The 11,837-nt window shown below is 65.5% G+C and carries 11 protein-coding genes; 7 read left to right on the top strand and 4 right to left on the bottom strand.

What is annotated here, in order from left to right; all coding sequences use genetic code 11:
- Nucleotides 1-13 precede the first annotated feature (13 nt).
- Nucleotides 14-478 carry a DUF4863 family protein gene (locus ACFQU0_RS17465; protein ID WP_382203004.1) on the bottom strand — a complete coding sequence of 155 codons (465 nt, stop codon included), beginning with the start codon at nt 476-478 and terminating at the stop codon, nt 14-16.
- Between the two features lie 83 nt (nt 479-561).
- On the opposite strand from ACFQU0_RS17465, the gene ACFQU0_RS17460 reads away from it, so the two are divergent.
- The 5 genes from ACFQU0_RS17460 to ACFQU0_RS17440 all read left to right on the top strand — a co-directional run bounded on the left by ACFQU0_RS17460 (nt 562) and on the right by ACFQU0_RS17440 (nt 7,079).
- The gene (locus tag ACFQU0_RS17460; RefSeq protein WP_382203003.1) at nt 562-1,473 is read left to right on the top strand and encodes a helix-turn-helix transcriptional regulator; all 912 of its coding nucleotides are present in this window, start codon (nt 562-564) and stop codon (nt 1,471-1,473) included.
- A gap of 126 nt (nt 1,474-1,599) precedes the next feature.
- Complete coding sequence (boxC, locus tag ACFQU0_RS17455) at nt 1,600-3,282, top strand: 2,3-epoxybenzoyl-CoA dihydrolase (protein WP_382203002.1); 1,683 nt, start codon at nt 1,600-1,602, stop codon at nt 3,280-3,282.
- An 84-nt stretch (nt 3,283-3,366) separates the two neighbouring features.
- Complete coding sequence (gene boxB / locus ACFQU0_RS17450; protein ID WP_382203001.1) at nt 3,367-4,794, top strand: benzoyl-CoA 2,3-epoxidase subunit BoxB; 1,428 nt, start codon at nt 3,367-3,369, stop codon at nt 4,792-4,794.
- 320 nt (nt 4,795-5,114) lie between these two features.
- Nucleotides 5,115-6,410 carry a benzoyl-CoA 2,3-epoxidase subunit BoxA gene (gene boxA / locus ACFQU0_RS17445; protein WP_382203000.1) on the top strand — a complete coding sequence of 432 codons (1,296 nt, stop codon included), beginning with the start codon at nt 5,115-5,117 and terminating at the stop codon, nt 6,408-6,410.
- Nucleotides 6,411-6,455: 45 nt separating this feature from the next.
- Nucleotides 6,456-7,079, top strand: coding sequence for a YitT family protein (locus ACFQU0_RS17440; RefSeq protein ID WP_382202999.1), 624 nt, complete (start codon nt 6,456-6,458; stop codon nt 7,077-7,079).
- A 15-nt stretch (nt 7,080-7,094) separates the two neighbouring features.
- Here ACFQU0_RS17440 and ACFQU0_RS17435 read toward each other — a convergent pair whose 3' ends face one another.
- Both ACFQU0_RS17435 and ACFQU0_RS17430 read right to left on the bottom strand, forming a co-directional pair.
- Entirely contained in the window at nt 7,095-8,060 is a 966-nt protein-coding gene (locus ACFQU0_RS17435; RefSeq protein ID WP_382202998.1) for a Bug family tripartite tricarboxylate transporter substrate binding protein, read from the bottom strand.
- Between the two features lie 21 nt (nt 8,061-8,081).
- Nucleotides 8,082-9,119, bottom strand: a complete 1,038-nt coding sequence (locus tag ACFQU0_RS17430) for a CDP-6-deoxy-delta-3,4-glucoseen reductase (RefSeq protein ID WP_382202997.1) — start codon at nt 9,117-9,119, stop codon at nt 8,082-8,084.
- 95 nt (nt 9,120-9,214) lie between these two features.
- On the opposite strand from ACFQU0_RS17430, the gene ACFQU0_RS17425 reads away from it, so the two are divergent.
- Entirely contained in the window at nt 9,215-10,144 is a 930-nt protein-coding gene (locus ACFQU0_RS17425; protein ID WP_382202996.1) for an SDR family oxidoreductase, read from the top strand.
- A gap of 4 nt (nt 10,145-10,148) precedes the next feature.
- Nucleotides 10,149-11,342, top strand: coding sequence for a C45 family autoproteolytic acyltransferase/hydolase (locus ACFQU0_RS17420; RefSeq protein WP_382202995.1), 1,194 nt, complete (start codon nt 10,149-10,151; stop codon nt 11,340-11,342).
- Between the two features lie 86 nt (nt 11,343-11,428).
- Here the strand turns inward: ACFQU0_RS17420 and ACFQU0_RS17415 are convergent, their stop codons facing one another.
- On the bottom strand, nt 11,429-11,827 hold the full coding sequence (locus tag ACFQU0_RS17415; RefSeq protein ID WP_382202994.1) for a hypothetical protein: 399 nt from the start codon (nt 11,825-11,827) through the stop codon (nt 11,429-11,431).
- Nucleotides 11,828-11,837: the final 10 nt, after the last annotated feature.

Here is an 11,837-nt window from a genome sequence, read left to right as displayed (position 1 = left end):
GGGGAGCCCCATCTCAGCGCGTGAATTCGATGCGGCCTTCGGGCAGCAAATAGAGCACCAACGCACGTCCGTTGGCCACGGTGGGTGGGTGGGCGCTGCCGGGGCCGTACACCAGCCAGCCGGCACCGTGGCCGTCAAAAGTGGCCGTGTTGTCCTGGGGCATGATGAGGTCGATCTCGCCCAGCGGGTGGGTGTGGTGGGGGCCGGCAACCGTGTCCATGTCCACCACGTCCACCGAAAAGCCGTGCAGTTCATCGCTGGGCTTGAAGATGCGGCCGTACTTGATGCCGCCGCCCTCGCGCTGGCACAACCAGCCGGCTGCCACGCCCACTTCGCAGGCGGACTTGAGCTGCTGGTACAGGGGGGAGGTGGCACCGTGTTCGGTGTTGAGCCAGGTGTGCAGTTCCTGGTCCAGCGGGCGGTTGCCGATGGCGCGTGTGATCTGCTGCAACAGCGCCTTGAATGCATCTGGGTTCATGTTCATCTCCTCATTCTTCCGCTTGCGTCGCGCGGCAATATGAAATATCGTGCAGGTAGCGAAGGTTATCCAAAAAAGATTGAATGTCAAGCAATATATTGCATGTTTCGGGCGGGGCCGCCGCCGACCAGCGCCATCCTTTCCTGGTCCAACTGGGGGAGCGGGTGCGTTCCACACGTGCGCGCCGGGGCATGACGCGCAAGGCCCTGGCGTTGGCGGCGGACGTGTCCGAGCGCCACTTGGCCAACCTGGAGTACGGCGAGGGCAATGTGTCCATCCTGCTCCTGATGCAGGTGGCGAGTGCCTTGCAGGCGTCGGCGGCCGAACTGTTGGGCGACGTCACCACCCAATCGTCGGAGTGGCTGCTGATCCGCGAGTTGTTGACCAACCAGGACGAGGCCACGCTGCGCCGTGCCCGTATCGCTTTGGCTGAAATGCTGGGCACGGCGTCCAAACAGCGAGGGCAAAGCTGTTGTGTGGCATTGATCGGTTTGCGCGGTGCGGGCAAGTCCACGCTGGGGCAGATGCTGGCCGATGACCTGGGCTACCCCTTTGTGGAACTGAGCCGCGAAATCGAGAAGTTTGCCGGTTGCAGTGTGTCGGAAATCCAGGCCCTGTACGGGCAAAACGCTTACCGCCGCTACGAGAGAAGGGCGGTGGAAGAGGCGATTCAGATCTACCCCGAGGCGGTGCTCGCCACGCCGGGCGGGCTGGTGTCCGATGCGGCCACCTTCAACCTCCTTCTGGGTCACTGCACCACCGTGTGGCTGCAGGCCGACCCCGAGGACCACATGGGCCGTGTGCGCGCGCAGGGCGATTTGCGGCCCATGGCCGCCAGCGCCGAGGCCATGGACGACCTGAAGAACATCCTCAAAGGGCGGTCGGCTTTTTACGCCAAGGCGCAATACCGCGTGAACACCAGCGAGCAACCGCTGGATGAAACCTTTGTGGTGCTGCGTGCCACGGTGCGTGAGGCCTTGGGTCTGCCCGTGTGAGCGCCTGCGCGCTGAGCTGATGTTTTGAAAACATGCAGAAAAGTGCTTGACGTCGTTTTGGAACATGCACTATGATGCACGTCAACGAGATGCAACATGCTGCATCTCACCACCAGGAGACAGCCCATGAACGCACCCGCCCCCATCCAGGTCCAGCTCGCCGAACCCGTGGACTACCGCACCCACCCCAGCCAGTACCGCCACTGGAAGCTGAGCTTCAACGGCCCGGTGGCCACCCTGGCGGCCGATTTCGACGAAAACGCCGGCTTGCGCCCAGGCTACAAGCTCAAACTCAACAGCTACGACCTGGGTGTGGACGTTGAGTTGAACGATGCCATCAACCGCATTCGCTTTGAGCACCCCGAAGTGCGCACCGTGGTCGTCACCAGCGCCAAGGAGAAGGTGTTCTGCTCGGGCGCCAACATCTTCATGCTGGGCGTGAGCAGCCACGCCTGGAAGGTGAACTTCTGCAAGTTCACCAACGAGACCCGCAACGGCCTGGAAGACTCGTCGCAACACAGCGGCCTGAAGTTCCTGGCCGCCGTGAACGGCGCTTGCGCCGGTGGTGGTTACGAGCTGGCCCTGGCGTGCGACGAAATCCTTCTGGTGGACGACCGCAGCAGCGCCGTCAGCTTGCCCGAGGTGCCCCTGCTGGGCGTGTTGCCCGGCACCGGTGGCCTGACCCGCGTGACCGACAAGAAGAAAGTCCGTCACGACCTGGCCGACATCTTCTGCACCAGCGTGGAAGGTGTGCGTGGTCAGAAAGCCAAAGACTGGCGCCTGGTGGACCACATCGCCAAGCCCGCCCAGTTTGCCGCCAAGGTGCAAGAGCGTGCCCTCGAGCTGGCTGCTCTGAGCGACCGGCCTGCCGACGCCAAGGGCGTCGAGCTGCCGCTGGTGCAGCGCACCATCGCCGGTGACACGCTGAGCTACGCCAACGTCACGGTCGAGATCGACCGCGCCAAGCGCACCGCCACCTTCACGGTCAAGGCCCCCACCGGCGCGCAGCCGAGCGACGTGGCCGGCATCGAAGCCGCAGGTGCCGCCTGGTACCCGCTGCAAATGGGTCGCGAACTGGAAGACGCCATCCTGCACATGCGCACCAACGAGCTGGACATCGGCACCTGGCTGATCAAGACCTCGGGTGACGCCGCTGCCGTGTTGGCCATGGACGCCGTGCTGCTGGCGAACAAGAACCACTGGTTGGTGCGCGAGACCATCGGCCTGCTGCGCCGCACCTTCAGCCGCCTGGATGTGTCCTCGCGCAGCCTGTTTGCCCTCGTCGACAGCGGCACCTGCTTCGCCGGCACCCTGCTGGAGCTGGCCCTGGCGTGCGACCGCAGCTACATGCTGGCCCTGCCCGACGACGAAGCTGCCGCGCCCAAGATTGCTGTGAGCGAAGCCAACTTCAGCCTCTACCCCATGGTGACGGGGCAGACCCGCCTGGGCCGCCGCTTCTACGACGAAGCCCCCGCCCTGGAGGCTGTGCGCGCCACCTTGGGCAAATCGCTGGACGCAGATGCCGCCTTCGCCGTGGGCCTGGTCACCAGCAACCCCGACGACATCGACTGGGCCGACGAAATTCGCATCGCCATCGAAGAGCGTGTGGCCATGTCGCCTGACGCGCTGACGGGCATGGAAGCCAACCTGCGTTTCAACGGTCCCGAGAACATGTTCACCCGCGTGTTCGGCCGCCTCACCGCCTGGCAGAACTGGATCTTCCAGCGCCCCAACGCCGTGGGCGAAAAGGGCGCGCTCAAGGTCTACGGCAAAGGCGACAAGGCCGCTTTCGACTGGAACCGCGTCTAAACCACCGTTTTCGTTGTGCGGCGCGGACCGGGTGGCGCGCCGCAACCGAACCCCTTCCACCGTTGAAATCCCAGGAGACTCCCCATGTCCAGCATCGACTACAGCGAGAAGATTCCCAACAACGTGAACCTGGCCGAAGACCGCACGCTCAAGCGCGCGCTCGAACAGTGGCAGCCCAACTACCTGAACTGGTGGAACGACATGGGCCCGGACGGCTCGCAGAACTTCGATGTTTACCTGCGTACCGCCGTCAGCGTGGACCCGCAGGGCTGGGCGCAGTTTGGCCATGTGAAGATGCCCGACTATCGCTGGGGCATCTTCCTCAACCCGGCCGAACAAGACCGCAAGATCCACTTCGGTGACCACAAGGGCGAAGCCGCCTGGCAAGACGTGCCTGGCGAATACCGCGCCAACCTGCGCCGCATCATCGTCACGCAGGGCGACACCGAGCCGGCATCGGTCGAGCAGCAACGCCACCTGGGCCTGACCTGCCCCAGCCAGTACGACCTGCGCAACCTCTTTCAAGTGAACGTCGAAGAAGGCCGCCACCTGTGGGCCATGGTCTACCTGCTGCACAAGTACTTCGGCAAGGACGGCCGCGAAGAAGGCGAGGCCCTGCTGGAGCGCAACAGCGGCAACAAAGACAACCCGCGCATCCTGGAAGCCTTCAACGAAGAGACGCCCGACTGGCTGTCCTTCTTCATGTTCACCTACTTCACCGACCGCGACGGCAAGTTCCAGCTCTGCGCCTTGGCAGAAAGCAGCTTCGACCCGCTGGCCCGCACCACCAAGTTCATGCTGACCGAAGAGGCCCACCACATGTTTGTGGGCGAATCGGGTGTGAGCCGCGTCATCAACCGCACCTGCCAGGTGATGAACGAGCTCAAGACCGACGACCCGGCCAAGCTGCGCGCCGCCGGTGTGATCGACCTGCCCACCATCCAGCGCTACCTGAACTTCCACTTCTCGGTGACCATCGACCTCTTCGGTGCCGACGAGTCGAGCAACGCCGCCACCTTCTACAGCACCGGCTTGAAAGGCCGTTACGAAGAAGGCAAGCGCACCGATGACCACCAGCTGCGTGGCCAGTTCTACAAAGTGCTGAACGTGCAGAACGGCCAGCTGGTGGAAAAAGAAGTGCCCATGCTCAACGCGCTGAACGAAGTGCTGCGCGACGACTACATCAAGGACAGCGTGGGTGGCGTGGAGCGCTGGAACAAGGTCATCGAGAAGGCCGGCATCCCCGTGCGCCTGTCGGTGCCGCACAAGGCCTTCCACCGCAACATCGGCCTGCTCAAGGGCGTGAAGGTGGCCCCGGATGGCCGCGTGATTTCCGAATCCGAATGGAACGCCAACCGCGACAACTGGCTGCCCAGCGAAGCCGACCGCGCCTTTGTGGCCAGCCTGATGGGCCGTGTGGTCGAGCCCGGCAAGTTCGCCAACTGGATCGCGCCTCCGGTCATGGGCATCAACCGCCAGCCGGTCGATTTCGAGTACGTCAGGTTTAATTGACCCCCCCGCGCCGCGCCTAAGGGCGCGTCACCCCCCAGGGGGCGATGCCTGCGGGCCGGCAGAGCCGGACCCGCGGCATCCCCGGATCAGGCACGCGCGCCGGATAGCGCCGGACAAGATGGGCCGCCATCACTCTTTCTCTTGCGACTGAGCATGGGTTGGGGTGACTGGCGCAGTGAGGTAAAGGAGGAGGGCGCGCAGCGCCCGGGGGACACGAACGAAGCCAGTCACCCCAGCCCATGCGGCCCCACAGCAAGGCCAACGCAGTGCGGTCCAGCGAACCCAGACATACACTGCCCAAAAAACACACGGAGATTCCCATGAACGCGCCCGCTGAAGCCGCCATCGTCAAGCAGCACCTGATCGACCCCGAGATCTGCATCCGCTGCAACACCTGCGAATCCATCTGCCCGGTGGGCGCCATCAGTCACGACTCGCGCAACTACGTGGTGGACATCGACATCTGCAACTGGTGCAACGACTGCATCTCGCCATGCCCCACCGGCAGCATCGACAACTACCGCAAGGTGCTCAAGGTCAAGGCCTACAGCCTGGCCGAGCAACTGAGCTGGGATGTGTTGCCCGCCGAGCTGAGCGCCGCCGAGCTGGTGGCCGATGGCGCGGTTGCCGAAGCCGAACCGGTCGTGGCGCCCGAACCCGTTCCGAGTGCCCTGGCCGAAGCCGGCGCACCCGTCTTCAACAGCGCCCAGTACGGCGCCACATTGCCCCCATGGTCGGCCGCCCACGCCTACACCAACCTCTACGGCCCCAAAGCCGCACAGAAAACCATTGAAGCCACGGTGAGTGGCAACGTGCGTGTCACCGAAGTGGGAAAAACCGCCGGCGGCGACTACGACACCCACCACATCGTGCTGGACTTCGGCACCATGCCCTTCCCCGTGCTCGAAGGCCAGAGCATTGGCATCGTCCCACCGGGCACGGACGACAAGGGCCGCCCCCACCACGCGCGCCAGTACAGCATCGCCAGCCCGCGCAACGGCGAACGCCCCGGCTACAACAACCTGTCGCTGACCATCAAACGTGTGCTCGAAGACCACCAGGGCCAGCCCGTGCGTGGCGTGGCCAGCAATTACATGTGCGACCTCAAGGTGGGCGACAAGGTGCAGGTCATCGGCCCGTTTGGCAGCAGTTTCCTGATGCCCAACCACCCGCGCTCCAGCATCGTCATGATCTGCACCGGCACCGGCTCGGCGCCCATGCGTGCCATGACCGAATGGCGCCGCCGCCTGCGGGCGAGCGGCAAGTTCGAGGGCGGCAAGCTGATGTTGTTCTTTGGCGCCCGCACCCCTGCAGAACTGCCTTACTTTGGTCCGTTGAACAACCTGCCCAAGGATTTCATCGACATCGAGTTCGCCTTTTCGCGCGAGACCGGCAAATCCAAGCGTTACGTGCAAGACGCGATGCGTGAACGTGCGCCCGACCTCGCCGCTTTGCTGACCGACCCGAACGCCTGCTTCTACGTCTGTGGCCTCAAGGCCATGGAAGAGGGCGTGGTGTTGGCGCTCAAAGACATCGCCACCCAGGCCGGCCTCGATTGGGATACCGTGGGCGCGGCGCTCAAACGCGACGGGCGCCTGCATCTGGAAACCTACTGACCCAGGTCAAAGGTCCGCTGGGAGGCGGGGGACACAATCCCCCGCATGGATACCCAGCGCACGCCCGTCCCTGCGGCCGCCCCCCACAACACACTCGAAGACCTGCAAGGCCTGCTGACCGGTTGCCTGTTTGTGGCGCTGGCGGTGCTGATGTTCCGGCAGGGGCAACTGCTCACCGGCGGTACCACCGGCCTGGCCTTCGTGCTGCACTATGTCAGCCAGTGGCCGCTGGGTGCCTGGCTGTTTGTCGTCAATTTGCCGTTTTACGTGTTCGCCTGGCTGGCGCTGGGGCCGGTGTTCACGCTCAAGTCGTTTGCTGCCGTGGGCCTCATGTCGTTGTATGTCGAGGTGTTGCCCCACCTTGTGGGGTTTGCGCATCTGGACCCAGCGTTTGCGGCCGTCATGGGCGGGCTGCTGGCCGGCACCGGCATCCTCATCCTCATCCGGCACGGCGCCAGCCTGGGCGGCATCGGCGTGCTGGCCATCTACCTGCAAAAAACGCGCGGCTGGCGCGCGGGCGCCATCCAAATGGGGGCTGACGTGCTGATTTTGGCGCTGGGCCTGGCGGTGCTGCCGCCGCTGCAATTACTGCTCTCGGTGCTGGGTGCGGTGGCACTTAACTTTGTGATTGCCGTCAACCACCGCACCGACCGCTACTTCGGCGTCTGAACCGCCGCAGCGCCGTCAATCCACCTTGGCGCCGCTGATTTTCACCACACGCTCGTACTTGGCGCGTTCGCGTTTCATGAACTCGTCGAACTGTTCCGGCGTGCTGGGCGCGGGCTCGGCCATCAGGTTGCCAAACCGGGTTTTCACCTCGGGCGATTTGAGCGCATCCACAAACGCGGTGTTGAGCTTTTGCACCACGTCGCGCGGCGTGCCGGCGGGGGCGATCAGGCCCCACCAGGTGTCGATGGCAAAACCCTTGTAGGTCTCGGCCACGGTGGGCACGTCGGGCATCACGGCCGAGCGCTCCAGCGTGGTCACGGCCAGGGCCTTGAGCTTGCCCGAGCGGATGTTGGGCGCGGCCGTGGCCAGGTTGTCGAAGTTGAAATCCACCTGGCCCGACAGCAGCGCCAACTGCGCGGGGTTGCCACCGTTGTAGGGGATGTGCAGTGCGAAGATGTCGGCCTGGTTCTTGAACATTTCGCCCGCGAGGTGGCCGGCGCTGCCGTTGCCACCCGAGCCGTAGTTGAGCTTGGCGGGGTTGGCCTTGGCGTACTTCACCAGGTCGGCCAAGCTGTGGATGTTCAGGCGCTGCGCGGTCTCGGCGTTGATGACCAGCACGTTGGGCACACGCAGCATCTGCGTGACCGGCGCAAAGTCCTTGGCCGGGTCAAAAGGCAGCTTGCTGAAGAGCCAGGGGTTGATGCCGTGTGAGGCGGTGGTGGCAATGCCCAGGGTCAGGCCGTCGGGTGCGGCTTTGGCCACCGCGTCCACGCCGATGTTGCCGCCGCCACCGGGGCGGTTCTCGATGATCACCGTGCCCAGCGAATCCTTCACGCGTTCGGCCAGGATGCGCGCCGTCACGTCGATGGGGCCACCGGCCGCGAAGGGCACGATGATGCGTGTGGTGCGGGCTTGAGCCAGTGCCGACGCAGGCACAAAGGGGGCCAGGGCGGCGGCGGTGATCAGCGTGCGGCGTTGCATGGTGTCTCCTTGTGTGGGGGCTTAGGCAGCAGCTTTGTCGGCCGCGCTGGTGAATGAATCGGCAAAAAATTCGTCTTCAGGCAGGCCGGCTTGGGTGGTGTAGTCGGCGCGCGCCGAATCGACCACGATGGGCGCGCCACAAGCGTACACCTGGTGGCCGGAGAGGTCGGCAAAGTCCTGCAGCACGGCGCGGTGCACAAAGCCGGTGCGACCGGTCCAGCCATCCTCAGGCAATGCGTCCGAAACCACGGGCACATAGCTGAGCCAGGGCAGGGCGGCGGCCTGTGCGGCCAGCCAGTCGTGCTGGTACAGGTCGGCCGGGCGGCGGCCGCCCCAGTACACCGTGGTGGGGCGGGTGATGCCCTTGGCGACCATGTGCTCGATCAGCGCCTTGATGGGCGCAAAACCGGTGCCCGAGGCCAGCATGACGATGGGCTTGGTGCTGTCCTCGCGCAGAAAGAAGCTGCCGTAAGGCCCTTCGATGCGAAGGATGTCTTTTTCCTTCATCGCGCCGAACACGTGGTCGGTGAACTTGCCGCCGGGCATGTGGCGCAGGTGCAGTTCCAGCCCGGGTTTGTCGGCTTGGGTGTGGGGCGCGTTGGCCATGGAGTAGCTGCGGCGGTCGCCGTCGCGCAACAAAAATTCCACGTACTGGCCGGCGTGGTACTGGAACTGGTCGGTGGCGGGCAGCTGCAGGCGCAGCACCACCACGTCGCTGGACACGCGTTCGAGTGCACTCACACGTACCGGCATTTTTTTGATGGGGAAGGCCCCGGCTTCGGTCACCTGGCGGGATTCGAGCACCACGTCGGTCTGGGGCACGCCGCAGCAGGTCAGCACGTAACCAGCCGCTTCTTCCTCGGCGCTCAAGGCCTTGGCCTGGTGCGGGCCGTGGGCAACGACACCTTCGAGCTTCTTGCACTTGCACGAACCACAGGCGCCGTCCTTGCAGCCATAGGGCAGGCCAATGCCCTGGCGGATGCCGGCGGCCAGCATGGACTCGCCAGCGTCGGCGGTGAAGGCGCGGCCGCTGGGCTGAACGGTGATGGTGAATGTCATACTCGGAATCAATGAATCGCAATGGAAAGCGGCGCCGACAGGCGCCGCCACGATGCGTGCGATTGTCTCAAATTTGACCGAATGGACGGTTTCGAATGAATTTGATCGGCGCTCGGCCGGCGCGCTTTCGGCGCCTGCGCGTGTTGGTGGTGGGCTGTGGTGACGTGGGCCAGCGTGCCGCGCGCGAATTGGGCGCGGCCCAAGGCCGGGTGCGGGTGTTGGCCCTGACGTCCTCGCCGGAACGTGTGGCCGCTTTGCGTGGCCAAGGCATCACGCCGCTGCTGGGCAACCTCGACCAACCCGACAGCCTGCGCCGCCTGGCGGGCCTGGGCCAGCGTGTGCTGCACCTGGCGCCGCCGCCTTCACAAGACCTGGCCGACTGGCGCCAAGACCCCCGCACCCGTGGCCTGCTGCAGGTGCTGGCGCGCCGTGCGCCGCCCTGGGCGCTGGTGTATGGCTCCACCAGCGGGGTGTATGGCGACTGTGGCGGCGCCTGGGTCGCAGAAACGCGTGCGCCCACACCCCAAACACCCCGGGCCATGCGCCGTGTGGACGCCGAAGCCTCGGTGCGCGCCTGGGGCCGCGCTTTGGGCGTGCCGGTGAACGTGTTGCGCATCCCCGGCATCTACGCGCCCGACCGCGACGGTGGCACGCCGCATGCCCGCCTGCAACGCGGCACGCCGGTGCTGCGCCCCGAGGACGACGTGTTCACCAACCACATCCATGCCGACGACCTGGCCCGCGCCTGTGTGCGCGCCCTCATGGCGCCCAAGCCGCAGCGCGTGGTCAACGTGAGCGACGACACAGAACTGAAGATGGGCGACTACTTCGACCTGGCCGCCGACCTGTATGGCCTGCCGCGTCCGCCCCGTGTGTCGCGCGAGAGCGCCCAGCAGCAGTTGCCCCTGAGCCTGCTGAGCTTCATGGGCGAGTCGCGTCGCTTGAGCAACCAGCGCATGAAGCGCGAACTGCGGCTGGTGCTGCGCTACCCCACGGTGGCGCAGGGGCTGGCCGCATCACGATGAAGGAATGAGCATGTTTCCCACGCTGGATTTGAGAGCCGCCCCCACCGACCACGCGCGTGGCCTCATCCACGGCCAGGGCGCGCGTGCCCAGGTCGCGCACAGCGTGTCCACCTACGCCCGCATGTTCGCGGGCTGTGGCATTGGCTGGGCGCAGGCCTGCGAACGGGCGCAGGCCTATGCAGAGGTGATCGCGGCGCTGAGCCCGCGCTGGCTCGCTGAAATTCAAGGCATTGCCGAAGGCAGCGGTCAGCCGCTCGCGGCCATTCTGGCGCTGAACTGCCGCACCGAAATCCTGCCGCCCGGCTTGTATGCCGAGGCGCCCGACCCGGCCTTGGTGCATGCGGCGTTGACCGCCAACACCGCCCTGGGCCTGTCCGATTGGGGTTCCGATGCACAAGCCGAGGCCTTGTCGGCGGCGGCCACCCGAGCCCACGAAGAAGGCGAATGCACCACCCTGTGTGTGGCGCCGCCAGCCACCGCCGATGGCCACACCTGGCTGGCGCAGAACTGGGACTGGCTGGGCCGCCAGCGCGCCGCGCTGGTGTTGCTTAAAACGCCGGGCCCTGAGGGCCACACCATCACCACCCTCACCGAGGCCGGCATGTTGGCCAAGATCGGCTTGCACGAGGCCGGGTTCGGGTTGGGCTTGAACATCCTGCGTTCGGTGGACGATGGCGCGCGGCCCGGTGTGCCGGTGCATGTGTTGTTGCGGCACTTGCTCGATTGCGGCAGCCTGGCCCAGGCCAGAAGCGAGCTGGACCGCGCGGCGCGCTTGGGTTTTGGTGCCGGCTCCAACATCGCCTGCGTGGACGCCAGCGGCGACATCGCCTGTTTTGAACTGGCCCCGGCAGCCTGGGCCGAATGGCCCGCCGCGCGTGGCCGCGTGAGCCACAGCAACCACTACCTGAGCCCGGCTTTGCAAGCGGTGCAGGCGCCCATGGCGGCGGCGCTGTCCACCCAGTCGCGGCTGGAGACGTCCTGCCGACATGGCGAGGCCGCCCACGTGGACCGGGCCAGACTGGAGGCCTTTCTGCGCGACACCAGCGGCGGCTACCTCGCGGTGTGCCGCCACCCCGATCCGGCCTTGCCGCCCGAGGCGTGTGTGGAAAGTGTGGTGGGCGTGATGATCGACGCCACCGCGCGCCAGATGTGGGTGGCACCAGGGGTGCCCGACACCGTGGCGTTTCAAGCCGTTTGACCCCACAGACAGGCTTCGCTGACCTACCTCCGCGACGGGTTCGTGACACGCCTGGCGTTCTAAATGCCACCGACTGAGCTGGCGACTCAGTTGCGGCGGCATCCCAGTTTGAACTGCTGCTGTCTAACCTCAAGCCGGCGCCCCGCCAGTTCAGTGCCGGTGCTGGTCTGGTCCAGGCGCATGCGTTCTTTTTGCAGCTGCTGGCACTTCATGGCTGTGTGGGCCTGCTGCACACCTTTGTTGACACCTTGGTCTGCAGACCGGGTGGCGTCGCGCAGTTGGGCTTCCAGGCTCTGCTTCTTCTGGCCAGACAGGGAGTGAGCGCCCTCGGTTGGGCGGATGTCCACCTCGTGCCCACCTGCGCAGGGTTGGTCGGTGTAGGTGCCGTTGCAGCGGTACACCGGCTGTTGTGCCACTGCGTGTGGGCTCAGGCAGAGCAGCGCGGCAAGGGCCAGTGATGAGCGGGCTGCGGTTGTTCTTTTCATCTTGTTTGCG

Origin of the sequence: Hydrogenophaga defluvii, from assembly GCF_042665235.1 — a bacterium.
Classification (GTDB): Bacteria; Pseudomonadota; Gammaproteobacteria; order Burkholderiales; family Burkholderiaceae_C; genus Hydrogenophaga; species Hydrogenophaga defluvii_A.
Note: the sequence above shows the minus strand (reverse complement) of the source record. Positions and strands in the feature narration are given on the sequence as shown.